The following is a 25,553-nucleotide window of genomic DNA, read 5'->3' as shown; positions in this document are numbered from 1 at the left end:
ACGCACCCTTCTCCCCACCCCGACTCCCCCCACGGAGCCATCGTGAACCGCAGACGCTCCCTCGCCCTGCTGGGCGCCGCCACCCTCACCGCGACCGGTCTCACCGCCTTCGTCACCGGTACCGCACAGGCCGCCGACGTCAACGTCGCCCGCAACGGCGGCTTCGAGTCCGGCCTCGCCAACTGGAGCTGCACCGGCGGCAGCGGAACCGCCGTCAGCTCCCCGACGTACGCGGGGGCGGGCGCCCTCAAGGCCACCCCGAGTGGGCAGGACAACGCCCGCTGCAGCCAGACCGTCACGGTCAAGCCGAACTCCACCTACACCCTGAGCACCCAGGTGCAGGGCAGTTACGTGTACCTGGGCGCGAGCGGAACCGGAACCCAGGACGTCTCCACCTGGACCCCCGGCTCGGGCGGCGGCTGGCAGAAGCTGTCGACCACCTTCTCCACCGGACCCAACACCACCCAGGTCACCGTCTACACCCACGGCTGGTACGGCCAGCCCGCCTACCACGTGGACGAGTTCTCCGTGTTCGGCCCGGACGGCGGCGGGGGCACCGACCCCGGCCCGGCGATCCCCGGCGCACCCGCCGGACTCGCGGTTTCCGGCCAGAGCTCCACCGCACTCACCCTTTCGTGGAACGCGGTCTCCGGCGCCTCCGGCTACCACGTCTACCGGGACGGCTCCCGGGTGGCCACGGTCAGCGGAACCACCACCCAGCTCACCGGTCTGGCCCCGTCGACCACCTACTCCCTCCAGGTGAGCGCGTACAACCAGGCGGGTGAAGGACCGAGGTCCGCCCCGGTCAACGGCACCACGGCACCCGACACCGGCAACCCGGGCAATCCGGCCGTGCCCCGGCACGCGGTCACCGGCTACTGGCAGAACTTCAACAACGGGGCCACCGTCCAGCGGCTCTCGGACGTCCAGGCGCAGTACGACATCATCGCGGTGTCCTTCGCCGATGCCACCGCCACACCCGGGGCCATCACCTTCAACCTCGACTCGGCGGGCCTCGGCGGCTACACCGTGGCGCAGTTCAAGGCGGACATCGCCGCGAAGAAGGCGGCCGGGAAATCGGTCATCCTCTCGATCGGCGGCGAGAAGGGGACCATCACGGTCAACGACTCGGCCTCCGCGAACAACCTGGCCAACTCGGCGTACGCGCTGATGCAGGAGTACGGCTTCAACGGGATCGACATCGACCTGGAGAACGGCCTCAACGCCACCTACATGACCCAGGCGCTGCGCTCGCTCTCCCAGAAGGCCGGGCCCTCGCTGGTCATCACCATGGCCCCGCAGACCATCGACATGCAGTCGACCTCGAACGCGTACTTCCAGACGGCGCTAAACATCAAGGACATCCTCACCGTCGTCAACATGCAGTACTACAACAGCGGCTCGATGCTGGGCTGCGACGGCAAGGTGTACTCCCAGGGCTCGGTGGACTTCCTCACCGCGCTGGCCTGCATCCAATTGGAGGGCGGCCTCGCCCCCTCCCAGGTGGGCCTGGGCCTGCCCGCCTCGCCCAGCGGGGCCGGTAGCGGATACGTTTCACCGACCGTGGTCAACAACGCCCTGGACTGCCTGACCCGCGGCACGAGCTGCGGTTCCTTCAAGCCGTCCAAGACCTACCCGGCGCTGCGCGGTGCGATGACCTGGTCGACGAACTGGGACGCGAAGGCCGGCAACGCCTGGTCCAACGCGGTGGGTCCGAAGGTGCATTCACTCCCGTAGCAGAGCTGCCGTGGCCGCATAGCGGGCATGTGTGGGGGTGGCCGGTTTCCGGTCCTTGACCGGTCCATGTCAGAAGCGCACGCTGTGCGCGTCCGCACGGCTACCCCCACACTCCCGACCCAGGAGATCGCATGCGGCTACACACCCGCCGGAGGTCCGTCGTCACGGCGGCCCTGCTGGCGCTCGCGCTCGGCGCACCCGCCTACGGCATGAGCGCCACCGCATCGGCGCCGCCGACCCCGTCCACGGCCACCCAGGACGAGGCCATCGTCCAGTACCGGATCCACGGGCCTGCCACCGCCGCCGACCGGACGGCGCTCGCCCGCACCGGAGTGTCGATCGACGAGGTGGACGACCACACCGTGGTGGTCAGCGCCGACACCATCCAGGCCAGGAAGCTGCGCGCCCTCGGCTACAAGATGACCGCCCTCGCCGGCCCGCCGGACCGCTCGCTGCCCGGGATCGCGGCTACCCCGATGGACTTCCCCTCGGCCGACTCCAGGTACCACAACTACGCCGAGATGAGCGCGGAGATCGACCAGCGCATCGCCCAGTACCCGAACATCATGAGCAAGCGGGTGATCGGAAAGTCCTACCAGGGCCGCGATCTGGTCGCCATCAAGATCAGTGACAACGTCGGCACCGACGAGGCCGAGCCCGAGGTGCTCTTCACCCACCACCAGCACGCCCGCGAGCACCTGACCGTCGAGATGGCCCTGTACCTGCTGCGCGAGTTCGGCGAGGACTACGGCACCGACTCCCGGATCACCAACATGGTCAACGGGCGGGAGATCTGGATCATCCCGGACCTCAACCCGGACGGCGGCGAGTACGACATCGCCACCGGCTCCTACCGGTCCTGGCGCAAGAACCGGCAGCCCAATTCCGGTTCCTCCTACGTCGGCACCGACGAGAACCGGAACTGGAACTACAAGTGGGGCTGCTGCGGCGGCTCCAGCGGCAGCAAGAGCTCCGAGACCTACCGCGGCCCGGCCGCCGAGTCGGCCCCCGAGGTGAAGGCCGTCTCGGACTTCGTCCGCAGCCGGGTGGTGGGCGGCAAGCAGCAGATCAAGGCCGCCATCGACTTCCACACCTACAGCGAGCTGGTGCTGTGGCCGTTCGGCTACACCTACAACGACACCGCCCCCGGCCTGACGGCCGACGACCTGGGCGCCTTCAAGGCCGTCGGCCAGAAGATGGCGGCCAGCAACGGCTACACCGCCGAGCAGTCCAGTGACCTCTACATCACGGACGGCACCATCGACGACTGGCTGTGGGGCAACCAGAAGATCTTCGGCTACACCTTCGAGATGTACCCGGCGAGCTCGGGCGGCGGCGGGTTCTACCCGCCCGACGAGGTGATCGAGCGCGAGACCAGCCGGAACCGGGACGCCGTGCTCCAGCTGCTGGAGAACGCGGACTGTATGTACCGGTCCATCGGCAAGGAATCGCAGTACTGCGTCTGAGTCCGCCGTCTGAATCCGGGCAGCCGGACCGGCCGGGGCGCCCCACCGCCAGGGGGGCGCCCCTTCGCGGTGTCAGCCGAGGACCGCCAGCGCGTCGATCTCGATCAGCAGGCCGGCCGGCAGGCCCACGTAGACGGTGGTCCGGGCGGCCGGCGGGGCCTTCAGGGCCTGCTCCTCGAAGTAGGCGTTGTAGAGCTCGTTCAATTCGGCGAAGTGGCCGGTGTCGGTCAGGTAGACGCGGATCATCATCACGTCGTCCCAGGTCGCACCGCCCTCCTCCAGCACGGACCGGACGTTCTCCAGGGTCTGGAGGGTCTGCTCGCGCAGGGTCGGCCCGGCGGGCGTCGGCGGCCGGCCCTCGACGTGCGGAAGGAAGCCGACCTGGCCGGCGACCTGGAGCAGGTTCCCCTTGCGCACCCCGTGCGAGAACCGGGCCGGCGGGGCGGGGTGGGTGGCGGGGGTAACGGCGGTCTTCTCGGTCATCTCGCTCTTCCCGGTGTTCTCGCTCATGCGCTCTCTCCTGAGTAGTCATGGCCGATGTCCTCCGCGGTGCGGAGCACCTGCGGCAGCAGCTCCAGCAGTTCCTCGCCCGTGACGACCACGCTGGGCGCCGACACGGAGACGGCCGCCACCACCCGTCCGCCGGGCCCGCGCACCGGCGCGCCCACACAGTTGACGGACTCCTCGTGGCCGCCGAGGTCGGTGGCCCAGCCCTGGGCGCGTACGAGCTCCAGCTCGCGGAGGAAGGCCTCCGCGTCCGGGGTCGAGCGGGCGGTGTAGCGGGGGTAGTCGATCCGCTCGGCCAGGGCCCGGCGTTCGGTGTCGTCCAGGTCGGCGAGGAGCACCTTGGCAACGGCGGCAACGGTGAGCGGGACGGGCCGGCCGATGCGGGAGTACATGCGGACGGGGTAGCGGCTGTCGACCTTGTCCACGTACAGGACCTCGTCGTCCTGGAGCAGGGCGAGGTGCACGGTGTGGCCGGTCCGGGCGTTGAGGGCGGCGAGGTGGGGGTGGGCGATCGCGCGGACGTCCAGGTTCTCCACCGCTTCGGCGGCCAGGGCGAACAGCCGGGCGCCGAGCCGGTACCGGCCGTCGGCCTGGCGGTAGACGAGGCCGTGTTCGTGGAGGGTCCGCAGCAGGCGCAGCGCGGTGCTCTTGTGCACTTCCAGGGCCTGCGCGACCTCGCCGAGGCCGGTGGGTCCCTGGGCGAGGACCGGCAGGATCCGGAGCGCCCGCTCCACCGACTGGCTCATGCCGTGTCCGCTCCTGTTCCCGGCCGGGCGGCATCGGCCCGCCGTTGACCCGCCGTCACCTCGGATGTTAGACAGCAGCGAGCGGCATCCGCAACGACCGTTGCACAGCACGCAACATGCAACACCCTGGGAGGAACCGAATGGCCAGCGAAGCGATCCGGCGGCTTGCCGACGAGGTGGTCGACCACCGGTTCAAGGGGCTCCCCCCGGACGCCGAGGCCGCCGGACTGACCGTCGGACAGCTGGCCGCCGAGCGCCGCGGCCTGTACACCGGCGGGTTCACCACCCCGGTACTGACCCTCGACGCCGATGCGCTGGAGCACAATCTGGCCGCCCTGAGCGCGTTCTGCGCCCGGCACGGGCTCGCGTTCGCCCCGCACGGCAAGACCTGTATGGCCCCGCAGCTGTTCGAGCGGCAGCTGGAGCAGGGCGCCTGGGGCATCACCGTCGCCATGCCCCACCAGGCCCGGGTCTGCCGGGCCTTCGGCATCCGGCGGATCTTCCTGGCCAATGAGCTGGTCGACGCCGCGGCCCTGCGCTGGGTGGCCGCCCAGCTGCTCGCCGACCCGGAGTTCCGCTTCGTCTGCTACGTCGACTCCGTGCGCGGGGTGGAGCTGATGGACGCGGCCCTGGCCGGCCAGGAGGCCGTGGTCGACGTGGTGGTGGAGCTCGGTGCCGGCGCCGAGGGCCGGACCGGGGTCCGGACCGAGGAGGAGTGCGTGGCCGTGGCCGAGGCCGTCGCCGCCTCCGGGCGGCTCCGCCTGGTGGGGGTGGCCGGCTACGAGGCCACCATGCCCGGCGCCGACGCCGTCACCGTGCGGGAGTGGCTGCGCCGGCTGACCGCACTGGCCGCGGACCTCGACAAGCGCGGGCTGTTCTCCGCTGTCACGGAGACCGAGGAGATCATCGTCAGTGCGGGCGGCAGCGAGTGGTTCGACGCCGTCGCCGAGGTGTTCGCGGAGGTCCCCGGGCTGTCCCGGCCGGTCCTGAAGCTGCTCCGCTCCGGCGCGTACATCTCCCACGACCACGGCTGGTACTCCGGCCTCACCCCCTTCAACCGGGTCCCGGAGGAGGGCGGCCTGCTGCCGGCCTTCCGGCTCTGGACCCAGGTGGTCTCCCGGCCCAACCCCGGTCAGGCCTTCGTCAACGCCGGCAAGCGCGACATCGCCTACGACCTGGGGCTGCCGCAGGTGGTCGCGGTGCGCGGGGCCGACGGGAGCGAGCGGCCGGGCACCGGGATCACCGTGACCAAGCTGTCCGATCAGCACGCCTGGCTGGAGACCGGGCCGGAGGCCCGTCTGGAGGTCGGGGACTGGGTCTCGCTGGGCATGGCCCACCCGTGCACCATCTTCGAGAAGTGGCCGCTGATCCCGGTGGTCGAGGCCGACGGCACGGTCACCGACTGCATCCGGACCTTCTTCTAGGGCTCCCGGCCATGGACCTGGTCATCCGCGGGGCCCGGGTCGTCGACGGCACGGGCGGGCCCTCGTACACCGCCGATGTCGGGGTGCACGAGGGCCGGATCACGGCCATCGGGCATGTCCCGCCGGGCCGGGAGACCATCGATGCGCACGGCCTCGCGCTCGCTCCCGGTTTCATCGACATGCACGCGCACAGCGATCTCGCGCTGCTCCGCGACCCCGACCACAGCGCCAAGGCCGCCCAGGGCGTGACCCTGGAGGTCCTGGGCCAGGACGGGCTGTCGTACGCGCCCGTGGACGACCGGACCCTCGCCGAGGTCCGCGCCGCCATCGCCGGCTGGAACGGGACCGGCGAGGACCTCGACGTCGACTGGCGGACCGTCGGCGACTACCTGGACCGGCTCGACCGGGGCATCGCCGTCAACGCCGCCTACCTGGTGCCCCAGGGCACCGTACGGGCGTACGCGCTCGGCTGGGAGGACCGGCCGGCGACCGCCGCCGAGCTGGACCGGATGCGCACCCTGGTTGCAGAGGGGCTGGCGCAGGGCGCGGTCGGGATGTCCTCGGGGCTGACCTACACCCCCGGCATGTACGCCTCCGGTTCCGAACTGACCGAACTGTGCCGGGTGGTGGCCTCCTACGGCGGCTACTACTGCCCGCACCACCGCAGTTACGGCCGGGGCGCGCTCACCGCGTACGCCGAGATGGTCGCGCTGGCGGCGGAGGCGGGCTGCGCCCTGCACCTGGCCCACGCCACCATGAACTTCGCCGAGAACGCGGGCCGGGCCGGGGAGCTGCTGGACCTGCTGGACCGGGCCCTGGCGTCCGGCGTGGACATCACCCTGGACACCTACCCGTACACCCCCGGCTGCACCACGCTGGCCGCCCTGCTGCCGAGCTGGGCGGCCGAGGGCGGGCCGGCGGCACTGCTGGACCGGCTGCGGGACGACCGGGAGGCGGAGCGGATCCGGTACGCGCTGGAGGTGGAGGGCGCGGACGGCTGCCACGGGGTGCCGGTGGACTGGCCGTCGATCGAGGTGTCGGGGGTGCGCGATCCGGCGCTGTCGGGGTACACCGGGCGCCGGCTGGACGGCTGGGCCACGGCCCGGCACCTGCTGCTGGCGGACCGGCTGGGCACGGCGGTGCTCCAGCACGTGGGCCACGAGGAGAACGTCCGGGCGATCATGCGGCATCCGGCGCACACCGGGGGCTCGGACGGCATCCTGCTGGGCGCCAAGCCGCACCCGCGGGCGTACGGCACCTTCCCGCACTATCTGGGCCGGTACGTACGGGAGTTGGGGGTGCTGGGGCTGGAGGAGTGCGTGGCGCACCTGACGGGCCGGCCGGCGGCCCGGCTGCGGCTGCCCGACCGGGGACTGGTCCGCGAGGGCCACCGGGCCGACCTGGTCCTCTTCGATCCGGACACGGTGGCGGCGGGCTCGACGTACGAAGACCCCCGGCGGCTGCCCGTGGGGATCCCGTACGTGCTGATCGACGGGCGGTTCGTGATGCGGGACGGGCGCCGGACCGATGTACTGGCCGGGCGCTCCGTCCGTCGCACCCCGCCGCGCTGAGCACGGGGAGCTACAGCTACGGCTACAGGCGCTGCCAGAGCGCCGGGACGTTCGGCGGCTCCCAGCCGGTCTGGGCCTGGTGGCCCTGGATGCAGCGGTAGGAGGCGCCGCCGTGGGTGACGGTGTCGCCGGCCTTGTAGACCGTGCCGGCCTTCCAGGTGCCGCCCGGCTCGGGGTCGCCGGGGCCGGGGCCCGGGCCGGGGTCGCTGCCGGTGGTCTTCAGGGTCAGTCCGTACGCCTGGAGCAGCGGGTTCAGCGGCTGGAAGAAGGTGGTGCCGCCGCTGGAGCAGTTCCCGGAGCCGCCGGAGGTGACCCCCTGGGCCTGGCTGCCGGAGATGTAGGAGCCGCCGGAGTCGCCGGGCTCGGCGCACACCGTCGTGCGGGTGACCCCGGAGATGGTGCCCTCGGGATAGGTGACGCTGGTGTTGTGCTGCTGGATGGTCCCGCAGTGCCATCCGGTGGTGGAGCCGGACCGGCAGACAGAGGACCCGACGGGCTGTAGCACCGAGCCGGTGACCTGCACGTTCGCTCCGCCGCTGCCCTTGACGTACGGGGTGGCGGTCCACTGGCTGTTGGCGGCGACCCAGGCCATGTCGCTGCCGGGGAACACCGAGCCCTGGAAGGTGCCCTGGGCGACCCGGTTGTAGCCGCTGGTGGCGGTCCCGGCACGGCCGCAGTGCCCGGCGGTGGCGAAGCCCTGGACGGTCCCCTTGGTCACCGGGAATCCGACCGAGCAGCGCCCGCTGCCGTTCATGTAGTACGCGTCCCCGCCCCGCAGGTCGTAGAGCGGGCGCGGGGCCTCGGCCGCCCGGACGACGCGGACCAGTGCGGGATCGGTGCCGGTGGCGGCGAGCAGCCGGGCGGCGGCCCCGGGCTCGGTCTCCTCGACGACCACGGTGTTGGTGCGCGGGTCGGTGTAGCGGACCGGGGTGGCGGCGCCGGCGGCCCGGTCCAGGGCGGCCCGGGCGGTGTCGAGCGCGGCGAGGGTGTGCGGGACGACCTCGGGGCGGGCCCCGGCGGCCCGTATCGCGGCGGTGTCGGCGGCGCGGGTGGTGGCGACGGTCAGCGTGCCGGCGTCCGCGCCGTCCACCCAGGCTCCGGCGAAGGCGGTGGCGAGCCGGTCACGGAGCCGGGCGGCGGTGGCTCCGGCCTCGGCCTCGTTGACCAGGCGGGCCCTGGCCTGCGCGGGGGTCAGGCCGAGATCGCGCTGGAGGGCGGAGAGCAGCTCGGGCCGGGCATCGGCGGCACGCAGTGCCACGGCGGCGGAGGCGGTGTCCGCGGCGGCGGTGTGCGCGGCGGCGGTTCCGGTGGCGGTCTGCAGCCCGGCGAGCAGCAGTCCGGCGGCTGCCAGGGCGGTACACGCCACGCGGGCGTGTCGCTTGTGCATGGGGATTCTCCTCGGGTTCCGTCAGGAGCGGTGGGGGTCTGCGGAAACCGTAGGAATCCGAACGGGCGGCCGGGAGCTGTCAGTTGGCCCCTGCCCCGGCGTTATGGCCGCGGCGCACGGGCGGGCGGCGGACGGGAGGCCGGTGGTCGACGTGCGTTCATGTCCCGCCCGCCGGAGGATGGGGGTCCGGGGGGTATCCGAGGGAGGTACGACATGGCCGGTGAATCGGACCAGCAGCCCAAGAGCGAAAGCCGCCCGTCCAGGCTGTACAGCGGCGGCGAGCGGCCCTACGACCCCGAGGACCTTGTGATGGCCACGGGCGCCGACCCGACTCCGGAGCGGGTCGAGAAGGCCCGGAAGCTGATCGAGAAGGAGGGCCCGCAGGTCATCGAGCGCTACCTCCCGTAACGCCCGGGACCACCCCAGACCCGGACCCCGGGGCGGGACGGTCGCCCCGGGATCCGGCCGTGCCCGGACCGGCCGGCGGGGGCGCACGCACAGACCGGCGGGGACTCACCGGGACGGGGACGAGCGCGCGAGGGCGTCCGCATGGGCCGCCCGGGTGTGCTCCAGCACCGCCGCCGCCCGGCCCGCCGCGCCGGCGGCCGGATGCCAGCCCAGCAGGTGCCGCCAGACCAGCGGGGTCCCGGCCAGCGGCCGGGTGACCAGCCCGGGGGTGGCCGGGAACGTCGCCCGGCACAGCCCCACCGCCCGGCCCACCTGCACCAGGTGCACGCAGGAGGCGGTGTCCGTCTCGTACACGCACGCCGGGGTGAAGCCCGCGCGCACGCAGGCCGCCGCGAAGCAGTCCCCGAAGCAGCCGTCCCCGGGGACGTCGGTCCACGCCTCCGCCGCCAGCTCCGCCAGCCCGACCTCCCGGCGGGCGGCCAGCGGGTGGTCGGCGGCCAGCATCACGTACACCGGGTCCCGGGCCACCTCCAGCCAGGCCAGCCGGCCCGGCTCCGGCGGGGCGCTCTCCCCGCACACCCCGATGAGTGCGAAATCGAGCCGCCCCTCGGCGACCCCGCCGGCGATCTCCCGTTCCGACCAGGAGGTGTACGTGGTCACGGGCGCGCCCGGGTCGGCCCGGGCGATCCGGTCGACCAGCCCGCCGAGCAGCGGCCCGTGCGTACCGCCGAGGCGGTAGCCGGCCGACCCCTGCCGGGCGAACCGGACCGCCTCCTCCTGGAGTTCACAGAGCGCGGGCAGCACTACCCGGGCCCGGTCCAGCACCAGGTCCCCGAGCGGGGTGACCCGCACCCCGTCCCGGCCGCGCAGGAACAGCGTGCCGCCGAGGGCCCGTTCGATCCGCTTGAGCTGAGCGCTGAGGGCCGGCTGGGCCAGGCCGAGGGCGGTGGCGGCCCGGGTCAGACTGCCGGCGTCGGCGATGGCCCGGACCGTTCTGAGGTGCCTCAACTCCAAGTCCATGCCATGAGCTTGGGCCGCGGCCCGCACCCCCGACAAGAGATAGGTCCAGACCAAATCCCGGGAGGTCAGCCCACCTTCGCCCGGAACGTCTGCCGGTACGCCAGCGGGGCCACCCCGATCGCCGCCGCCAGGTGCCGCCGCAGCGAGGCCCCGGTCCCCAGCCCGGCCTCCGCCGCGATCCGGTCCACCGGCAGGTCCGTGACCTCCAGCAGCCGCCGCGCGTGCTCGATCCGCTGCCGGGTCAGCCACTGGCCGGGGGTCATGCCGACCTCGTCCCGGAAGCGGCGCGAGAAGGTCCGTACGCTCATCCCCGCGTGCCGCGCCAGCTCGGCCAGCGCGATCGGCCCGCCCAGCCGCTCCAGCGCCCACGCCCGGGTGGCGGCGGTCCCGGCCCCCGACACCTCCGGCACCGGCCGCTCGATGAACTGCGCCTGCCCGCCCTCCCGCCACGGCGGCACCACACACAGCCGGGCCACCCGGTTGGCGACCGCACTGCCGTGGTCCCGGCGCAGCAGGTGCAGGCACAGGTCCACCCCGGCCGCCACCCCGGCGGCGGTCAGCACCTGCCCGCCGTCCACGAACAGCACGTCCGGATCCACCTCCACCTGCGGAAAGGCCCGCTGGAAGTGCTCGGCCTCGTTCCAGTGGGTGGTGGCCCGCCGCCCGTCGAGCAGGCCGGCGGTGGCCAGGACGTACGAGGCGGTGCACATGGAGACGATCCGCGCGCCGGCCGGCAGCAGCCGGAGGGTCCGCGCCAGCTCGTCCGGCAGCCAGTCCTGTTCGGCGTCCGCGCCGACACCGCAGGTGAAGGGCGGGATGACCAGGGTGTCCGCGGTGGCGACGACCTCCCCGCCGTGCTCGACGGCCACGCTGAAGTCGGCACTGGTCCGCACCGGCCGGCCGTCGAGGCTACAGGTGAGCACCTCGTACAACGGCTCGCCGGCCGGCCCCTCCGCCGTACCGAAGATCCGCACCGGGATGGTCATCTCGAACGGATACACGCCCTCCAGGGCCAGTACGACGATCCTGTGCACTCCACGCTCCGGCATGGCCAGATCTTTTCACATCGTGTCACTCCGGCCACTCGTCCGGCCGCCGCCCGCCCGCCACCCTTGATCACATGACGCAGACGATGCACGCGACGCAGACGGCGCAGACCGCACACACCATGCAGGCCGTCACCCAGACCGGCTTCGGCGGCCCGGAGGTGCTCCGCCTCACCGAGACCGCCCGCCCCGAACCCGGCCCCGCCGAGGTCCTCGTACGGATCCACGCCGCGGCCCTGAACCCCACCGACGTCTGGCACCGCGCCACCGGCGGCCTTGCGGGCGCCGGCGCCCCGCCGGTCCCGCTGGGCTGGGACCTGTCCGGCACCGTCGAGGCGGTCGGCATCGGGGTGACCCTCTTCGCCCCGGGCGACGAGGTCTTCGGCATGCCCCGCCACCCGGCCCCCGCCGGCACCCACGCCGAGTACGCCACCTCCCCCGCCCGCCACCTGGTCCACAAGCCGGCCGCCCTCGACCACGTCCAGGCCGCCGCGCTCCCGCTGGCCGCCCTGACGGCCTGGCAAGCCCTGGTGGACACCGCCGGCGTGCGCCCCGGACAGCGCGTCCTGGTCCACGCGGCGGCTGGCGGGGTCGGCCATCTGGCCGTCCAGATCGCCAAGGCGAAGGGCGCGTACGTCATCGGCACCGCGAGCGCCGCCAAGCACGAGCTCGTCCGCTCCTTCGGCGCGGACGAGGTGATCGACTACCGGACCACGGCCTTCGAGGAGGCGGTGACCGACATCGACATCGTCATCGACACCATCGGCGGCGCGTACGGCCCCCGCTCCCTGCGCACCCTGCGCCCCGGCGGGATCGTGGTCTCCCTCGCCTCCCCGGCCGAGGCGGCCCTCGCCGCCCAGGCGGAACCGCTGGGCCTGCGGGCGGTGTTCATGGCGGTGGAAGCCGACCACGCGGGCATGCGGGAGATCGCCGCCCTCGCGGAGTCGGGCCGGCTGCGCCCGCACATCGCGGAGACCTTCCCCCTCGCCGAGGCCGCGAAGGCCCACGAACTCTCCGCATCGGGCCGCACCACCGGCAAGATCGTCCTGACCACCGAAATCTCCGGAATCTGAGGAAGGACCACCCGTGGCGACGTACATCCTCGTCCCCGGCGCCTGGCACGGCGCCTGGACCTTCGAACCCCTCGCCCGCGAACTGCGCCGGGCCGGCCACGAGGCGTACCCGGTCACCCTGACCGGCGTGGGCGCCCGCCGCCATCTCCTCTCCCCCGCCGTGAACCTGGACACCCATATCGCAGACGTGGCCAACCTCCTGGAGGACGAGCGGATAACCGACGCGGTCCTGGTCGGCCACAGCTACGCCGGCATGGTCATCACGGCCGTGGCCGACCGCCTCCCGGACCGCGTCAAGGGCCTGGTCTACGTGGACGCGATGGTCCCCGAGGACGGCGACTCGGCCTACTCCCTGGTCACCGAGAACGAGCGCGCCTGGTACCTGAACGGCACCGAGGAGACCGGCTACGCCAGCGCCCCGCTCCCCTTCTTCGACCCGCGCGCCACCCCGCACCCGCTGGCCTCGCTCCTCCAGGCGGTCCGCTTGGAGGGCGACCTGTCCCGCTTCGACAGGTCCTATGTCTACGCCACGGGCTGGCCGACCCCCTCCCCCTTCACCGCCCTCCACGACCGGCTGGCCGCCGACCCGGACTGGTACACGTACGCGGTCGAATCGGGCCACAACGTGATGCGGGAGGCCCCGGAGGAACTCCTGAAGATCCTCCTCAGCCACGCCGGGCATACAACCCGATAACCGCCACAAACCTGGACGTTTAACGTTACTCCGGACGTCGCTGCTCGTTAACCCACACGTCGCCGACGTACGGAGAGCAGGCCGCGCATGCACCAGGTCATGGTCGACTGGGACCACCCCATGGACCCCGAGCCGGGCTGGAGGCTGGACCACGTACGCGAGTACGTGGCCACCGGCGGCGCGGCCGGCCACCTCTGGCGCGGGGTTCCAACCCTCCTCCTGACCACCGTCGGCCGCCACTCCGGCCGCGCGGTCCGTACCCCGCTGATCTACGGCGAGGACCCCGACACCGGCCGCTACATCCTGGTCGCCTCGGCCGGCGGCGGCGCCGAGCACCCGCACTGGTACCGCAACCTGGACGCCGACCCGGTGGTCCGCGTCCAGGTCGGCCCCGAGATCTTCCAGGCCAAGGCCCACACCGCCGCCCCGGAGGAGCGCGAGGCGTACTGGGGCCTGATGACCGGCCTCTGGCCCCAGTACGACGATTACCAGGCCCGCACCACCCGAGAAATCCCCCTGGTCCTCCTCGAGCGCTGATATCAAATCCAGGACCACTTGATATCATGGTGGCCCGTTCAGCGACGCGAGGGAGTTGCCATGAGCCGCACCGTCATAGACATCGATGACAAGATGCTCGCCGAGGCAGCCGAGATCTTCGGCACGACCACCAAAGTCGCCACGGTCAACGCCGCCCTCCAGGACGCGGTCAACCGCCGCAAGCGCGAATCGTTCCTCGGCTGGCTCGCAGAAGGCGGATTGCCGGACCTCACCGGACCGGTCAAGCCCGAAGACGAGGCCCAGCCGGCTGCATGAACACACAGCGCTACCTCATCGACAAGTCCGCCCTCGCCCGATATCCGCGCCCCGCAGTACGCGCCGTCCTCGACCCCCTGCACCGAGCAGGGCTGCTCGCCGTCTGCGGGGCGGTCGAACTGGAAATCCTCTACAGCGCCCGGTCCAAGGCGGATGCAGAACGGATCCGTGACGAGATGCGCGGATTCGAGTGGCTGCCCACACCGGATGAAGTCTGGGACCGGGCGTTCGAGGTTCAGACCGAGCTCATCGACCGCGGCAGCTGGCGGGCGGTCTCCATGGCAGATCTCCTGATCGCGGCGACGGCCGAGCGCCACGGCGCCATCGTGCTGCACTACGACGGGGACTACGACATGATCCGCGCCGTTACGGCCCAGCCGACTCAGTGGGTGGTCCCGGCCGGCACCGCCGACTGACCGCAGGCGGCGGTCCGACCGGGATGCGGGCGTGGCGGTACGGGCGGAAGCTGGGCTCATGCAGCGCGCGCCGTTCGTCGTCCACCGGATCCTGCCCTCGGGGGGCCGCCGGGTCTCCCTCCTGGTGAGCGGCCACGACGAGCCCCTCGGCCTGGCCCGGTCCGACGCCGACGTGATCGAGTTCCTGCGCCGGGCCGACGTCCCCGACCCGGACGAGATCGTCCTCGGGGACTCCCCGCTGGTGGAGTGGACGGGCGGCGACCCCCACCGCTACGACGCCGAGGAACCCACCACGGACCTCCCCTGACCACTCGATCGTGTGATCCATGCTCGAAAACGTCCCGAAGCGGGTAAGGGCCGGGCGAGCATCGGGGCGGGGTCGAGGGGAGGACACGGATGACCGAGGCGTGGCGGTACGGCGGCAACCAGATCAAGCTGTGGCGCACCGAGGCGGGCGTCACCCGCGAGGCGCTCGCCCAGGAGGCGGGGTACGGCGTCGACACGGTGAAGTCGATGGAACAGGGCCGTCGTCGGCCGACTCTCAGACTCCTCCAGATCGCGGACGCGATGTTCGGCGCGAGCGGCAAACTCATCGCCGCGGCGGAGTACATGAAGCCGGAGCCGTTCCCCAAACGCTCCGAGGAGTTCATGGCCGCGGAGACGGAGTGCATCGCCTTCCACTCGTACCAGCCGTTGTTCATCCCCGGCCTTGTCCAGACCGAGGAATACGCCCGCGCACTGATCAGCTCAAGCAGCCCGCCGCTCGACGACGAGACCGTGGAGGAACGCGTCCGCGCCCGTCTCGAACGTCAGGAGACGATGAAGCGCCGCATCAGGACGGTGTACAGCTTCATCGTCAACGAGGCAGCGCTGCACACCGACATCGGCGGACCAGGCATCATGAGGCAGCAGTTGCACCACATGCTGGAGTTCGCCGGACTGCGCAACGTCTCGGTCCAGATCCTCCCTCGGGGCAGGTGCCCGGGCGCCGCGCTCTCCGGCCCGATCCTTCTCCTCAAGACACCCGAACATCAGGTCTGGGCCTGGGCCGAGGGCCAAGAAACGAGCGCAATGTACACCGACCTCGACAGGGTCGGCCGGCTCACCGAAACCCATGACATGATCCGCATGCACGCCCTCAGCAAGGCGGAATCAACGGACTTCATCAAGCAGGTCGCGGAGGAGCTATGAGCAGCAGCCGACTGACATGGTTCAAGTCCAGTTACAGCGATGGCCAGGGCAGCGACTGCATCGAAGTAGCCCTGGACTGGCGCAAGTCGACGTACAGCGACGACCAGGGCAGCGCCTGCGTCGAGGTCGCGACCTGTCCCCACACCGTCCACGTCCGCGACTCCAAGCTCGGCGGGACCAGCCCGACCTTCACGGTCCCGTCCGCCGCCTGGGCCGCCTTCCTCGCTCACGCGAAGTCGTAGACCGTCACGTCAACCCCGCGTGCGCACAACGCCTCGGTGATCAGCGGTTCGACCCGCGACCACTTGCCGCCGGCCAGCCCGCACCCGATGCGCGGCATGTGCACCGAGGCCCCCAGGGCCTCGGCGTGGCCGGCCAGTGCGCCGAGGCAGCGCTCCAGCGCGTCGTAGCGGATCGGCGGGCCGCCGCTGCCGGTCCGCATCCCCCGCTGGCCGACCATGTTGGCCACCCACACATCGGGCCGGACCTGTACCAGCTGCACGGCCCCGAGCCCGAAGTCGTTCTTGGAGCGCGCCCGGTGCCAGGCCCGGTACTCCGCCTCCGGCTGGGGCCATCGGCGCGATATCGCCAGCACGAACCCCTTGCCCCACCCGCCCAGGTCATTGCACACATGCGCAATGATCTTCGGCCCCTTGGCCTGCGGACTGGTCGCATCCCCCGCGATGATCCTCACAGGTCCCTCCTCATACACACCCGCGGCCACCGGTCCAGGCCATGGGCGATCTCCCGGTCCCGGATGGCCCGCAGTTCCGGGCCGAGGTCATCCTCACCGAGCGGGCGGAACCCGCACCGCTCGTAATACGGGGCGTTCCACGCCACCTCGGTGAACGTCGTGAGGGTCAAGGCGGGCACTCCGTCCGCCACGGCCCGCTCCGCCACGTGCTCCAGCAGCAGCCGCCCGATGCCGCGCCGGGCGCTGTCCGGATGTACCGACACCTGCTCGACGTGGAGCAGCCCGTCGACCGGCTCCGCGATCAGATACCCCACGGGACCACCGGTGCCGACGGCCACCCAGGCCAGCCCGGCCTGCTGGTACCGGGCGAGCTCGGCCACGGAGAGCGGCTCGTCATCGGCGATCTCCGGCATGCCGATGTCGCGGAACCATCGGCCCGCAGCCCGCTCGATGTCCTGAAGGAGGGGCAACTCGCCGCCGTCCACTGCTCTGATCCGCATGGGCCCATTGTCCTGGCGCCCGCAGGTCGCAGGTTCGCTGGTCGCAGAAATTCGGTTTCAACCTTTAGCGTGCGGCAGCGCTCTGAAGTGGGGTGACAGGCACGGGCCCCTTGGAAGACGGGCCCCGGAAAGGAGAGCAGATGCCGGACTACGGCCGGGGCTCCGAAGCGCGGGACGGCTCCGACGGGCCCGACAGCTTCGAGACCTTCGCCCGGGCAAGCCAGAGACGGCTGTACCGGACCGCGTACCTGCTGTGCGGAGACACGGACACCGCCCGGGATCTGACGCAGACGACACTCGCCAAGATGTTCCAGCACTGGAAGCGGGCGAGCGCCGCCGACCACATCGAGGCCTACGCCAGGACGGTGCTCACCCGCACCTACCTGGCCGAGCGGCGGCGACGGCTGCGGGACCTGCTGGCCCACTCCCGCCCCGACCCCCGGCCCGCGCCCGACCACGCCGATCTGCGGGTGACCCTGCTGTCGGCGCTGGCCGGGCTGCCGCCCAGAGCGCGCGCCATGGTCGTCCTGCGGTACTGGGAGGACCAGAGCGTCGAGTCCGTCGCCGAGCTCCTCAAATGCAGCGAGTCGACGGTCAAGAGCCAGTGCTCACGCTCCCTGGCGAAGCTGCGCACCCAACTGGGCGAGGCCCACCACTACGCGACGTGGAGCTGAGAAAACCGCATGGAAGACAACATGCCTGTAGACGACCGCCAGAGCGCTCTGCTGGTCCGGGACGCCATGGAACGTACGGTGGAGGAGCTGCCGGGGTTCCACGACCTGGTGCCGGCCGCGATCACCCAGGGCCGGCGCCGCAGGATGCGCGCCCGGGCCGCGATCGCGACCGCGGTCGCCTGTGTGGCCGGGACGGTGGTGTTCGGCACCACTGCACTGCTGCCCCTCGGTGGCGGCGGTGAGTCGACGGTCAACCCCGCCGCCACCGGCACACCCGCGCCCGGCGAATCGGTCGCCCCGGTCCCGGCCCCGGAGCCGAAGCCGTACCGGACGCCGGTGCACATCGAACCCACCAGTGCCACCGAACGGGCCATGGCCGCGCTGCCGCCCGCGGAGCGGGAACGCCGGGCTCAGCACCAGCAGCGGGCGGCCCTGCGCTTCGAGGAGCTGCTGCCTGCCGAGATCGGCCTGATCCGGCCGGTCGACCTGAACGTGAAGCGGTACCAGGGCGAGACGAAGGACGGCAAGGTCTTCCCCATCCTCTTCTCGGTGCGGCCCTCCGACGGCAGCTCCCGTCTGACCTCGTGCCCCGAGGACCCCCGGATCGTCAAGGCCGGAAGCTGTGAGCGGGCCACTCTGCCGGGCGGGATCGAGGCCATCGCATTCAGCTTCACCACCGACTCGCCGGGGACCACGGCCACCACGGTCCAGTTCTCCTACGGGAAGAGCGAGGTCTCCCTGGAGGTCAACCCGGACCCGGCGGCCAAGGCCTCGGCCCCGGTCACCAGTAGGCAACTGCTGACGGCCGCCGCCCACCCCGGCTTCATGGACCTGGTCAAGTACGCCGACCTGAACCCGATGCAGGAACGCCAGCAGGTCATCCCCGGAGGGTGACGGCGACCGGGCGGCCGGACGGCGGGTGCCGCCCGGTCGCCCGGACGTGACGAGGGCAACACGGGCTCTCCCCGCGGAGCAGGACCGCACCCGTTCCGCAGGCCGGAACGGCGCCCCGCCCCCCGTTTCCAAGGATGCGCGCCGCTCCCACCTCCCCATCCCCCGAATCGGGACATTTCTCCACCCTCACCACCCTCACCTCGTCCCAAAAGCCGAAGCGGCGACGGCCACCGGCCCCGTAAGCTCCCGTCATGCAGGTGATCCAGTCAACGAAGCTCGCCAATGTCTGCTACGAGATCCGCGGCCCCGTGCTCGAAGAGGCCATGCGACTCGAAGCAGCAGGTCATCGCATCCTCAAGCTCAATACCGGCAACCCCGCGGCCTTCGGCTTCGAGTGCCCGCCGGAGATCCTTGAGGACATGCTCCGCAACCTCGGCAGCGCACACGGCTACGGGGACGCCAAGGGCCTGCTGTCCGCACGCCGTGCGGTGGTGCAGCACTACGAGACCAAGGGCATCGCGCTGGACGTCGAGGACATCTACCTCGGCAACGGCGTCTCCGAGCTGATCCAGATGTCGATGCAGGCGCTGCTGGACGACGGCGACGAGGTACTCGTCCCCGCCCCGGACTACCCGCTCTGGACCGCCTCCGTCTCGCTGGCCGGCGGCACCGCCGTGCACTACCGCTGCGACGAGCAGTCCGACTGGATGCCGGACCTGGCCGACATCGAGCGCAAGATCACCGACCGCACCCGCGCGCTGGTGATCATCAACCCGAACAACCCCACCGGCGCCGTCTACGACGACGAGATGCTGCGCGGCCTGACGGACATCGCCCGCCGCCACAACCTGGTCGTCTGCTCGGACGAGATCTACGACCGGATCCTCTTCGACGGCGCCACGCACACCAACACCGCCGCGATCGCGCCGGACCTGCTGTGCCTGACCTTCAACGGGCTGTCCAAGAACTACCGCGTCGCCGGCTACCGGGCCGGCTGGATGGCGGTCTGCGGCCCCAAGCACCACGCGGCCTCGTACATCGAGGGCCTCACCATCCTGGCGAACATGCGCCTCTGCGCGAACATGCCGTCCCAGCACGCCGTGGCCACCGCCCTCGGCGGCCGGCAGTCGATCAACGACCTGGTGCTGCCGGGCGGCCGGCTGCTGGAGCAGCGCGACACCGCATACGACCTGCTGACGCAGATCCCCGGCATCAGCTGCGTGAAGCCCAAGGGCGCGCTGTACCTGTTCCCCAAGCTGGATCCGGCCGTCTACAAGATCAAGGACGACCGGCAGATGGTCCTCGACCTGCTGCGGGCCGAGAAGATCATGGTGGTCCACGGCACCGGGTTCAACTGGACCGAACCGGACCACTTCCGGATCGTGACCCTGCCCACCGCCACGGACCTCGCCGACGCCGTCACCCGCATCGGCAACTTCCTGGACGGCTACTCCCAGCACTGACCGGATTCAGCTCAACCTTAGACCCAATCCAATGTAGGATGGTCTCCTGACCACGGCAGGAGGCCATCCTCATGTACGAGCCGAACCGCAAGACGGCGGCTGCGGTCCACCGCATGGGCCGCGGCCGAGCCGACTACCCGCACCGCAGCCGCTCCGAGGAGCTGGACATCCAGCTCGCCGGACACCTGTCGGCCCTGCTCACCGTCACCGACGAGCTCGGCCTCGACCAGGCCGCCGAGCAGATCGCCACCCAGGTGGCCCGGCTGCGCGGCACCCCGCCGGCCCGGCACGCCGGACTGTCCGGTGAGCCCCGCTCCGACCTGCACCGCCGCGCGCACGACCTCGCCGCGCGGGTACTCCTCGTCGCCGCCTCGCGCGCCGACACCGGTGTCGCGATCCTGGCCGCCGAGCAGATGGACGCGCACACCGCCGCCCTCGCCGCCACCGACCTGGCCGGCGCCCTCTGACGGCCCCGGTCCGAGGCCGCGGAGGCCTCGGACCGGGAGCCATGCCCCAGTCCGGGCCCGGACTCACTCAGCCCGGCCCCACTCCGCTCGGCCCCACTCGGACCGGCCCCGCGAACTCCGCTCCCTCGAACTCCGCCCCCACCACTCCGCACCACGGAGTCACCCCGGCCGGCCACACCGGCCCGACCGCCTCCCCGCGCGCGGCGATACCCGGCGCCACCCGGTCCAGCCGCACCAGCGCCTGTGCCGTGCCCAGGGGCGGATCCTGACGGAACCCGACCGTCACCACGTACGAGCCCACCCCCGGCGCCCGGCTCTTCACCTCGATGTCCGCCAGCAGCCGCCTGCTTGCCGGATCGATTCGGCAGCCGGACACCGCCGCATCCTCCACCGGAACGTACGGCGCTGCCGCCACACCCACTGCGCCCGCCGGCTCGGAGGACCCGCCGCTCGCCCACACGTACAGCCCCAGCGGGGCGAAGACGAGCAGCGCCGCCAAGCCCACCAGGCCCACGAACCACCCCTGCCATCTCGGCACATTCCTCGACGCATTCATGGTCCGACCCTTCCTTCCCATGCCATGTCGAAGTGGGACCACCTCGTCACCTGACGTTCATTCAATTCAGCGCGGAATGTGGGTTTCCGTGAGCACGCTGCCCCCGTGAGACGCATCCTCGGAATCGTCCTGGCAGTCCTGCTGATCGGTGGCGTGGTAGCCGTCATCTTGGCAGGAGGCGGAGCTCAGGACCCAGAACACACGGCAACGAAGACCGTGCACGGCGTGATCGGCTCGGAGAAGTCCGAGTTCTTCGCCGACCCCGACGTGGTGAAGGCCCTTTCCGCCAAGGGCTACACCGTCAGAACGGAGACGTCCGGCTCCTGGGCCATGGACCAACTCCCCCTCAAAAACTACGACTTCGCATTCCCCGGCAGCAGCGAACCCGCCAAGGAGGTCAAGGCCAAGGCCGGGGTCCAGGGCTCGCAGGTGGTGCCCTTCTTCTCGCCGCTCGTCGTGGTCACCCGTACGGGAACCGCTCAGGTGCTCGCCCAGAACGGGCTCGTCCGGATGACCGGGAAGAACACCGGCACCCTCGCGATGGGCGCCTTCGTCAAGGCCGCCGGCGAGGACCGCACCTGGCAGCAGCTCAAGGGCTCCGAAGCCCACCCCGAGCTCCTCGGGAAGGTCCTCATCCGGTCCACCGACCCGAGCTCCTCCAACTCCGGCGCCCTCTACCTCGCCGCCCTCTCCAACGTCGCCAACGGCCACACCGTGGTCTCCGACGCCAAGGGCATCGAGACCACCGCCCCGCTGCTCCACAAGCTCACCGCCCCGCAGGGCCAGCAACCGCCCAGCACCGACGCCCCGTTCCGGGAGTTCGTCAGCGGGGCGGGCCAGCCGCTCGTCCTCGTGTACGAGTCCCAGGTCGCGGCGCTGCTGCTGCGCAACCAGCCCGCCGGGGACATGGTCGTCCTGTACCCCGACACCACCGTCAACAGCGACCACACCTTCGTACCGCTGAACGACAAGGCCAAGGAGCTCGGCGAGCTGCTCTCCACCGACCCCCGGCTGCGCGAGCTGGCGGTCCGCCACGGATTCCGGCCGCAGAACGGCGTCCAGGAGTTCACCCAGGCCACCGCCCCGCACACCGCCTACCTCAACCAGAACCTGGCCGGCATCAACCAGGTCGGCACCCCCACCGTGAAGATCCTGCAGACGCTCGCCGAGCGGGCCAAGGGCTAGAGGACGAGTACGCAGATGACACTGACACCACCCGAGGACCCGGCCGTCACCGCCACCGCACCGCTCGTCCTCACCGCCCCCGAACCCGTCGCCCCGGTCCGCCGGGAGCAGGCCTCCGGCCTGGTCCCGCTCCAGGACGGGGTCCACGAGGAGATGGCCCGGCGGGCCGGGGAGTACGTCGGCACGCTCGCCGGACTCGATGCCCGCTCCCCCGAGTTCGCCACCCGGATCGGGGAGATAGCCGGCCTCGGCGCCGCCGACATCCGCAGCGCCGCCCAGCAGTCGAACCGGATGCTGGACCGGGCGGTGCGCTCCCTGTCCACCGACGGCGGCGACGCGCAGGGCCGGGTCGCCGGCTCGCTGGTCGAGCTGCGCCGCACCGTCGAGGACCTCGACCCCCGCGACACCCCCGCCAAGGGCGCCCGCAAACTCCTCGCCCGGCTGCCCGGGGGCAACCGGTTCCGTGACCACGTGGCCAAGTACGCCTCCTCGCAGGCCACCCTCAACAGGATCGTCGGCGCGCTGCGCAGCGGCCAGGACGAGCTGCGCCGCGACAACGCGGCCCTGCACACCGAGCGGGCCCGGCTCTGGGAAACCATGGGCAAGCTCCAGGAGTACGCCGTGCTCACCGAGGCCCTGGACTCGGCGGTCGAGCAGCGGGTGGCGGAGGTGGCGGGGACGGACCCGGCGCAGGCCGACGCCATGCGGGCGGACGTGCTGTTCCCGGTCCGGCAGAAGCACCAGGACCTGCTGACCCAGCTGGCCGTCTGCGCCCAGGGGTACCTGGCGATGGACGTGGTCCGGCGGAACAACGACGAGCTGATCAAGGGCGTGGACCGGGCGGCGACCACGACCGTGTCCGCCCTGCGGATCGCGGTGATGCTCGCCTCGGCCCTGGACAACCAGCGCAAGGTGGTCGAGCAGGTCAACACGCTGCGGAATACGACCGAGGAGCTGATCCGCGGCAATGCGGAGATGCTGAGCACGCAGAGCGGGGAGATCCAGCGGATCGCGGCCGATCCGGCGGTGGGGGCGGAGACCCTGCGGTCGGCGTTCGCGCAGATCTACCGGACCCTGGACACGATCGACACGTTCAAAGTGCAGGCGACGGAGAACATGGCGGCGACGGTGGAGTCGCTGACGGGCGAGCTCCAGGCGGCTTCCGCGTACCTCGCACGGACCCGGACCGCGGGCGCGCTCGAGGGGGGTGTGCAGTGAGGCCGTGGCCGCTGCGCGGGGCATGTTTCCCCACCCCGCCCTCCCCCTCGCTTCGCTGGGGGGACCCCCATCCCGAAACCGGGGCTGCGCCCCGGACCCCCTTCGGGGCTGCGCCCCGGGTGGTCCGACGCGGGCGGGTGGCCATCGGGGCGGTGGCGCTCGTACTCACCGCCACCGCCGGGTGCACCTCCGGCTCCGACGAGCCGGGCAGGCCCTCGCAGAAGCCGAGCAGCACCGCGTACAAGGACGGCACGCTGCGCGTCCTGGCGTCCAGTGAGCTCGGCGACATGGAGCCGCTGCTGGAGCAGGCGCGGGCGGCGACCGGGGTCCGGGTGGAGCCGACCTGGACGGGGACGCTGGACGCCGTCGAACAGGTGGCGTCCGGGGCGGCCGACGGGAAGTACGACGCCATCTGGCTGTCCTCCAACGACTACCTGCGGCTGCGGCCCGGGGCCGCCGGGAAGCTCAGCTCCGAAACCCCGCTGATGTCGTCCCCGGTCGCGCTCGGCCTGAAGCCGGAGGCGCTGGCGCGGCTCGGCTGGAAGCCGGAGGAGGTCACCTGGTCCGCCGTGCACCAGGCCGTCGGCGCCGGCAAGCTCACGTACGGGATGACGGACCCGGTGCGGTCCAACTCCGGTTTCTCCGCCCTGGTCTCGGTCGCCTCCGGCCTGTCCGGTGCGCAGGGCGCGCTCACCGGCGAGGACGTGAAGCGGGTGACCCCGCAGCTGAAGGAGTTCTTCGCCGGGCAGAAGCTGACCTCCGGTTCCTCCGGCTGGCTGGCCGCCGCCTATCTGGGGCGGAAGGACGTGGACGCGCTGGTCAACTACGAGTCCGTGCTGCTGTCGATGAACCGGGACAGCGGGACCGGTCTGACCGTGGTCCGGCCGCGGGACGGGGTGGTCACCGCCGACTATCCGCTGACCCTGCTCACCTCGGCCCCGGCCGGGGCCCGCGAGTCCGGGCGGGTGCTCACCGAGTACCTGCGCGGTACGGCGGCCCAGCAGGCCATCACGGACCGGACCTTCCGGCGTCCGGTCACCCCCGGGGTCGTGCCCGCGCCGGGTCTGGCCGGGGAGCCGCGCCGCGAGCTGCCGTTCCCGGGCACGCCGGCCGTCGCCGACGGGCTGCTGTCCTCGTACGAGAACGAGCTGCGCCGCCCGACCCGCACGGTGTACGTACTGGACACCTCCGGGTCGATGGCCGAGGGGGACCGGATCGGGAAGCTGAAGAAGGCGCTCACCGATCTGACCGGGAGCGGGAGTTCGGGTCCGGGGCAGCGGTTCCGGGACCGGGAGGAGGTGACCCTGCTGCCGTTCGGGTCCGGGGTGAAGAAGGTACGGACCCATGTGGTGGAGCCGGGCAATCCCGAGGCCGCCCTGGGTGCCGTCCGCGCGGATGTGGACTCCCTGACCCCGCAGGGGGGTACGGCTGTCTACAGCAGCCTGGAGGCGGCGTACCAGCACCTGGGGAAGGGTTCCGCCGACGCGTTCACCTCGATCGTGCTGATGACGGACGGCAAGAACACCGAGGGGGTGGACGCCGGGCACTTCGACTCGTTCTACGCCAAGCTGCCCGAGGCGCAGCGGACGACCCCGGTGTTCGCGGTGCTGTTCGGGGACTCGGACCGCAAGGAGCTGTCGCACATCACCGAGCTGACCGGTGGGCGTCTCTTCGACGCCACCGACGGGAAGGGCTCCCTGGACGGGGCCTTCGAGGAGATCCGTGGCTACCAGTAGACGCAGAAGCGGAAGCATCACAGCCCTGTCCCTGGGGTACCTGGAGTCGAAGAAGAACCTGGCGGGCAGTGCCGGCGGGGTGGTGGGGGTGGGTCTGGCCCTCACCGGGGTGGCGGGCGGCCTGTGGCCGCTGGTGGTCGCCGGGCTGTACGCGGCGGGCGCGCTGATCGCCCCGCCGGAGCGGGTCACGCCGCCGGAGTTCGATCCGAGCGAGCAGCTGGGCGTGCTGCGGGAGGACTTCCTGCGGCTGCGGGAGTACCTGGCGGAGGTGGAGCTGCCGCCGGCGGCCGGCGGGAAGCTGACCGAGCTGCTGGAGCTGTACGAGCGGCTGCTCGATCCGGGCTGGGTGGCCGATGTCCTGGCGGCCGATCCGGAGTCGGTGCATGTGCTGTCGCGGGCGGTGCGCACCGATGTGCCGGAGTCGGTGGACACGTACAACCGGGCCCGCTGGTGGAACCGGCTGCAGCCCGGGACGGTGCCGCCGGAGCGGCATCTGGAGCGGCAGCTGTCGGCGCTGTTCGACGAGGCGGAACGCCTGACGGCGGGCCTCCACGAGGTGGAGACCCGCCGTCAGCAGACGCACACGACCTATCTGGAGGAACGAGGACGCTCCTGACGGGCCGGGTGCTGCGGTGGGCGCCGCTTGGTCGGGGGCTCCCACAGCGGT

The 25,553-nt window shown here is 71.8% G+C and carries 29 protein-coding genes; 21 read left to right on the top strand and 8 right to left on the bottom strand.

Annotated elements, in window-relative coordinates; all coding sequences use genetic code 11:
• Window positions 1-42: 42 nt before the first annotated feature.
• Together DEJ50_RS20780 and DEJ50_RS20775 are read left to right on the top strand one after the other, a co-directional pair.
• Window positions 43-1,737, top strand: coding sequence for a chitinase (locus DEJ50_RS20780; protein WP_150209461.1), 1,695 nt, complete (start codon window positions 43-45; stop codon window positions 1,735-1,737).
• A gap of 131 nt (window positions 1,738-1,868) precedes the next feature.
• On the top strand, window positions 1,869-3,203 hold the full coding sequence (locus tag DEJ50_RS20775) for a M14 family metallopeptidase (protein ID WP_150209460.1): 1,335 nt from the start codon (window positions 1,869-1,871) through the stop codon (window positions 3,201-3,203).
• A 72-nt stretch (window positions 3,204-3,275) separates the two neighbouring features.
• Here the strand turns inward: DEJ50_RS20775 and DEJ50_RS20770 are convergent, their stop codons facing one another.
• Complete coding sequence (locus DEJ50_RS20770; protein ID WP_150212256.1) at window positions 3,276-3,686, bottom strand: RidA family protein; 411 nt, start codon at window positions 3,684-3,686, stop codon at window positions 3,276-3,278.
• A 23-nt stretch (window positions 3,687-3,709) separates the two neighbouring features.
• Complete coding sequence (locus DEJ50_RS20765) at window positions 3,710-4,456, bottom strand: IclR family transcriptional regulator (protein ID WP_150209459.1); 747 nt, start codon at window positions 4,454-4,456, stop codon at window positions 3,710-3,712.
• Window positions 4,457-4,596: 140 nt separating this feature from the next.
• On the opposite strand from DEJ50_RS20765, the gene DEJ50_RS20760 reads away from it, so the two are divergent.
• Together DEJ50_RS20760 and DEJ50_RS20755 are read left to right on the top strand one after the other, a co-directional pair.
• Window positions 4,597-5,880 carry an alanine racemase gene (locus tag DEJ50_RS20760; RefSeq protein ID WP_150209458.1) on the top strand — a complete coding sequence of 428 codons (1,284 nt, stop codon included), beginning with the start codon at window positions 4,597-4,599 and terminating at the stop codon, window positions 5,878-5,880.
• Between the two features lie 11 nt (window positions 5,881-5,891).
• On the top strand, window positions 5,892-7,451 hold the full coding sequence (locus tag DEJ50_RS20755) for an N-acyl-D-amino-acid deacylase family protein (RefSeq protein ID WP_150209457.1): 1,560 nt from the start codon (window positions 5,892-5,894) through the stop codon (window positions 7,449-7,451).
• Window positions 7,452-7,473: 22 nt separating this feature from the next.
• On the opposite strand, the gene DEJ50_RS20750 is transcribed toward DEJ50_RS20755, so the two are convergent.
• The gene (locus DEJ50_RS20750) at window positions 7,474-8,838 is read right to left on the bottom strand and encodes a carbohydrate-binding protein (protein ID WP_150209456.1); all 1,365 of its coding nucleotides are present in this window, start codon (window positions 8,836-8,838) and stop codon (window positions 7,474-7,476) included.
• A gap of 213 nt (window positions 8,839-9,051) precedes the next feature.
• Between DEJ50_RS20750 and DEJ50_RS20745 the strand changes: the two genes are divergently transcribed.
• Window positions 9,052-9,246, top strand: coding sequence for a hypothetical protein (locus DEJ50_RS20745; RefSeq protein WP_150209455.1), 195 nt, complete (start codon window positions 9,052-9,054; stop codon window positions 9,244-9,246).
• 105 nt (window positions 9,247-9,351) lie between these two features.
• Here the strand turns inward: DEJ50_RS20745 and DEJ50_RS20740 are convergent, their stop codons facing one another.
• Both DEJ50_RS20740 and DEJ50_RS20735 read right to left on the bottom strand, forming a co-directional pair.
• A complete protein-coding gene (locus DEJ50_RS20740; protein WP_150209454.1) occupies window positions 9,352-10,266 on the bottom strand; it encodes a LysR family transcriptional regulator in 915 nt (304 codons plus the stop codon).
• A 65-nt stretch (window positions 10,267-10,331) separates the two neighbouring features.
• Entirely contained in the window at window positions 10,332-11,315 is a 984-nt protein-coding gene (locus DEJ50_RS20735) for a GlxA family transcriptional regulator (protein ID WP_150209453.1), read from the bottom strand.
• A gap of 71 nt (window positions 11,316-11,386) precedes the next feature.
• Here DEJ50_RS20735 and DEJ50_RS20730 point away from each other — a divergent pair, with 71 nt between their 5' ends.
• The 8 genes from DEJ50_RS20730 (at window position 11,387) to DEJ50_RS20695 (ending at window position 15,741) form a co-directional block, all read left to right on the top strand.
• The gene (locus DEJ50_RS20730; protein ID WP_223837846.1) at window positions 11,387-12,385 is read left to right on the top strand and encodes an NADP-dependent oxidoreductase; all 999 of its coding nucleotides are present in this window, start codon (window positions 11,387-11,389) and stop codon (window positions 12,383-12,385) included.
• A 13-nt stretch (window positions 12,386-12,398) separates the two neighbouring features.
• Entirely contained in the window at window positions 12,399-13,079 is a 681-nt protein-coding gene (locus DEJ50_RS20725) for an alpha/beta fold hydrolase (RefSeq protein ID WP_150209452.1), read from the top strand.
• Window positions 13,080-13,166: 87 nt separating this feature from the next.
• Window positions 13,167-13,616 (top strand): nitroreductase family deazaflavin-dependent oxidoreductase, encoded by a 450-nt coding sequence (locus DEJ50_RS20720; protein ID WP_223837845.1) that lies wholly within the window; start codon window positions 13,167-13,169, stop codon window positions 13,614-13,616.
• Between the two features lie 60 nt (window positions 13,617-13,676).
• Window positions 13,677-13,892: a type II toxin-antitoxin system VapB family antitoxin gene (locus tag DEJ50_RS20715; RefSeq protein WP_150209451.1), complete on the top strand. Its 216-nt coding sequence runs from the start codon at window positions 13,677-13,679 to the stop codon at window positions 13,890-13,892.
• Window positions 13,889-14,308: a PIN domain nuclease gene (locus tag DEJ50_RS20710; protein WP_150209450.1), complete on the top strand. Its 420-nt coding sequence runs from the start codon at window positions 13,889-13,891 to the stop codon at window positions 14,306-14,308. The genes DEJ50_RS20715 and DEJ50_RS20710 overlap by 4 nt, the downstream gene beginning before the upstream one ends.
• 58 nt (window positions 14,309-14,366) lie before the next feature.
• Window positions 14,367-14,615 carry a hypothetical protein gene (locus DEJ50_RS20705; RefSeq protein ID WP_150209449.1) on the top strand — a complete coding sequence of 83 codons (249 nt, stop codon included), beginning with the start codon at window positions 14,367-14,369 and terminating at the stop codon, window positions 14,613-14,615.
• 89 nt (window positions 14,616-14,704) lie between these two features.
• Window positions 14,705-15,499 carry a helix-turn-helix domain-containing protein gene (locus DEJ50_RS20700; RefSeq protein ID WP_150209448.1) on the top strand — a complete coding sequence of 265 codons (795 nt, stop codon included), beginning with the start codon at window positions 14,705-14,707 and terminating at the stop codon, window positions 15,497-15,499.
• The gene (locus DEJ50_RS20695; protein WP_150209447.1) at window positions 15,496-15,741 is read left to right on the top strand and encodes a DUF397 domain-containing protein; all 246 of its coding nucleotides are present in this window, start codon (window positions 15,496-15,498) and stop codon (window positions 15,739-15,741) included. Before DEJ50_RS20700 ends, DEJ50_RS20695 begins: the two co-directional genes overlap by 4 nt.
• On the opposite strand, the gene DEJ50_RS20690 is transcribed toward DEJ50_RS20695, so the two are convergent.
• Together DEJ50_RS20690 and DEJ50_RS20685 are read right to left on the bottom strand one after the other, a co-directional pair.
• Window positions 15,726-16,193, bottom strand: coding sequence for a macro domain-containing protein (locus tag DEJ50_RS20690; RefSeq protein WP_150209446.1), 468 nt, complete (start codon window positions 16,191-16,193; stop codon window positions 15,726-15,728). The two genes, DEJ50_RS20695 and DEJ50_RS20690, sit on opposite strands and share 16 nt — an antisense overlap.
• On the bottom strand, window positions 16,190-16,693 hold the full coding sequence (locus DEJ50_RS20685; RefSeq protein ID WP_150209445.1) for a GNAT family N-acetyltransferase: 504 nt from the start codon (window positions 16,691-16,693) through the stop codon (window positions 16,190-16,192). The genes DEJ50_RS20690 and DEJ50_RS20685 overlap by 4 nt, the downstream gene beginning before the upstream one ends.
• A gap of 140 nt (window positions 16,694-16,833) precedes the next feature.
• On the opposite strand from DEJ50_RS20685, the gene DEJ50_RS20680 reads away from it, so the two are divergent.
• From DEJ50_RS20680 to DEJ50_RS20665, 4 genes are all read left to right on the top strand, one after another.
• On the top strand, window positions 16,834-17,367 hold the full coding sequence (locus DEJ50_RS20680) for a SigE family RNA polymerase sigma factor (RefSeq protein WP_150209444.1): 534 nt from the start codon (window positions 16,834-16,836) through the stop codon (window positions 17,365-17,367).
• Window positions 17,368-17,388: 21 nt separating this feature from the next.
• Window positions 17,389-18,261, top strand: coding sequence for a hypothetical protein (locus tag DEJ50_RS20675; RefSeq protein ID WP_150209443.1), 873 nt, complete (start codon window positions 17,389-17,391; stop codon window positions 18,259-18,261).
• 251 nt (window positions 18,262-18,512) lie between these two features.
• Window positions 18,513-19,724, top strand: coding sequence for a pyridoxal phosphate-dependent aminotransferase (locus DEJ50_RS20670; RefSeq protein WP_150209442.1), 1,212 nt, complete (start codon window positions 18,513-18,515; stop codon window positions 19,722-19,724).
• Between the two features lie 71 nt (window positions 19,725-19,795).
• Window positions 19,796-20,191: a hypothetical protein gene (locus tag DEJ50_RS20665; protein ID WP_150209441.1), complete on the top strand. Its 396-nt coding sequence runs from the start codon at window positions 19,796-19,798 to the stop codon at window positions 20,189-20,191.
• A gap of 67 nt (window positions 20,192-20,258) precedes the next feature.
• Here DEJ50_RS20665 and DEJ50_RS20660 read toward each other — a convergent pair whose 3' ends face one another.
• Entirely contained in the window at window positions 20,259-20,747 is a 489-nt protein-coding gene (locus DEJ50_RS20660; protein WP_150209440.1) for a hypothetical protein, read from the bottom strand.
• A 105-nt stretch (window positions 20,748-20,852) separates the two neighbouring features.
• On the opposite strand from DEJ50_RS20660, the gene DEJ50_RS20655 reads away from it, so the two are divergent.
• The 4 genes from DEJ50_RS20655 to DEJ50_RS20640 all read left to right on the top strand — a co-directional run bounded on the left by DEJ50_RS20655 (window position 20,853) and on the right by DEJ50_RS20640 (window position 25,502).
• Window positions 20,853-21,932, top strand: coding sequence for a substrate-binding domain-containing protein (locus DEJ50_RS20655; RefSeq protein WP_150209439.1), 1,080 nt, complete (start codon window positions 20,853-20,855; stop codon window positions 21,930-21,932).
• 15 nt (window positions 21,933-21,947) lie between these two features.
• Entirely contained in the window at window positions 21,948-23,150 is a 1,203-nt protein-coding gene (locus DEJ50_RS20650; RefSeq protein ID WP_150209438.1) for a toxic anion resistance protein, read from the top strand.
• Between the two features lie 152 nt (window positions 23,151-23,302).
• On the top strand, window positions 23,303-24,886 hold the full coding sequence (locus DEJ50_RS20645) for a substrate-binding and vWA domain-containing protein (RefSeq protein ID WP_223837844.1): 1,584 nt from the start codon (window positions 23,303-23,305) through the stop codon (window positions 24,884-24,886).
• Window positions 24,873-25,502 (top strand): hypothetical protein, encoded by a 630-nt coding sequence (locus DEJ50_RS20640; protein ID WP_223837843.1) that lies wholly within the window; start codon window positions 24,873-24,875, stop codon window positions 25,500-25,502. The genes DEJ50_RS20645 and DEJ50_RS20640 overlap by 14 nt, the downstream gene beginning before the upstream one ends.
• Window positions 25,503-25,553: the final 51 nt, after the last annotated feature.

It is taken from the genome of Streptomyces venezuelae (assembly GCF_008642295.1).
GTDB lineage: Bacteria > Actinomycetota > Actinomycetes > Streptomycetales > Streptomycetaceae > Streptomyces > Streptomyces venezuelae_C.
Note: the sequence above shows the minus strand (reverse complement) of the source record. Positions and strands in the feature narration are given on the sequence as shown.

Coding starts and splice junctions, on each gene's coding strand:
- DEJ50_RS20685 (WP_150209445.1), bottom strand. CDS start 16,693: ATGCGGATCAGAGCAGTGGACGGCGGCGAGTTGCCCCTCCTTCAGGAC.
- DEJ50_RS20740 (WP_150209454.1), bottom strand. CDS start 10,266: ATGGACTTGGAGTTGAGGCACCTCAGAACGGTCCGGGCCATCGCCGAC.
- DEJ50_RS20720 (WP_223837845.1), top strand. CDS start 13,167: ATGCACCAGGTCATGGTCGACTGGGACCACCCCATGGACCCCGAGCCG.
- DEJ50_RS20710 (WP_150209450.1), top strand. CDS start 13,889: ATGAACACACAGCGCTACCTCATCGACAAGTCCGCCCTCGCCCGATAT.
- DEJ50_RS20730 (WP_223837846.1), top strand. CDS start 11,387: ATGACGCAGACGATGCACGCGACGCAGACGGCGCAGACCGCACACACC.
- DEJ50_RS20760 (WP_150209458.1), top strand. CDS start 4,597: ATGGCCAGCGAAGCGATCCGGCGGCTTGCCGACGAGGTGGTCGACCAC.
- DEJ50_RS20745 (WP_150209455.1), top strand. CDS start 9,052: ATGGCCGGTGAATCGGACCAGCAGCCCAAGAGCGAAAGCCGCCCGTCC.
- DEJ50_RS20755 (WP_150209457.1), top strand. CDS start 5,892: ATGGACCTGGTCATCCGCGGGGCCCGGGTCGTCGACGGCACGGGCGGG.
- DEJ50_RS20680 (WP_150209444.1), top strand. CDS start 16,834: ATGCCGGACTACGGCCGGGGCTCCGAAGCGCGGGACGGCTCCGACGGG.
- DEJ50_RS20715 (WP_150209451.1), top strand. CDS start 13,677: ATGAGCCGCACCGTCATAGACATCGATGACAAGATGCTCGCCGAGGCA.
- DEJ50_RS20670 (WP_150209442.1), top strand. CDS start 18,513: ATGCAGGTGATCCAGTCAACGAAGCTCGCCAATGTCTGCTACGAGATC.
- DEJ50_RS20735 (WP_150209453.1), bottom strand. CDS start 11,315: ATGCCGGAGCGTGGAGTGCACAGGATCGTCGTACTGGCCCTGGAGGGC.
- DEJ50_RS20675 (WP_150209443.1), top strand. CDS start 17,389: ATGCCTGTAGACGACCGCCAGAGCGCTCTGCTGGTCCGGGACGCCATG.
- DEJ50_RS20700 (WP_150209448.1), top strand. CDS start 14,705: ATGACCGAGGCGTGGCGGTACGGCGGCAACCAGATCAAGCTGTGGCGC.
- DEJ50_RS20660 (WP_150209440.1), bottom strand. CDS start 20,747: ATGAATGCGTCGAGGAATGTGCCGAGATGGCAGGGGTGGTTCGTGGGC.
- DEJ50_RS20770 (WP_150212256.1), bottom strand. CDS start 3,686: ATGACCGAGAAGACCGCCGTTACCCCCGCCACCCACCCCGCCCCGCCG.
- DEJ50_RS20665 (WP_150209441.1), top strand. CDS start 19,796: ATGTACGAGCCGAACCGCAAGACGGCGGCTGCGGTCCACCGCATGGGC.
- DEJ50_RS20650 (WP_150209438.1), top strand. CDS start 21,948: ATGACACTGACACCACCCGAGGACCCGGCCGTCACCGCCACCGCACCG.
- DEJ50_RS20705 (WP_150209449.1), top strand. CDS start 14,367: ATGCAGCGCGCGCCGTTCGTCGTCCACCGGATCCTGCCCTCGGGGGGC.
- DEJ50_RS20750 (WP_150209456.1), bottom strand. CDS start 8,838: ATGCACAAGCGACACGCCCGCGTGGCGTGTACCGCCCTGGCAGCCGCC.
- DEJ50_RS20775 (WP_150209460.1), top strand. CDS start 1,869: ATGCGGCTACACACCCGCCGGAGGTCCGTCGTCACGGCGGCCCTGCTG.
- DEJ50_RS20695 (WP_150209447.1), top strand. CDS start 15,496: ATGAGCAGCAGCCGACTGACATGGTTCAAGTCCAGTTACAGCGATGGC.
- DEJ50_RS20765 (WP_150209459.1), bottom strand. CDS start 4,456: ATGAGCCAGTCGGTGGAGCGGGCGCTCCGGATCCTGCCGGTCCTCGCC.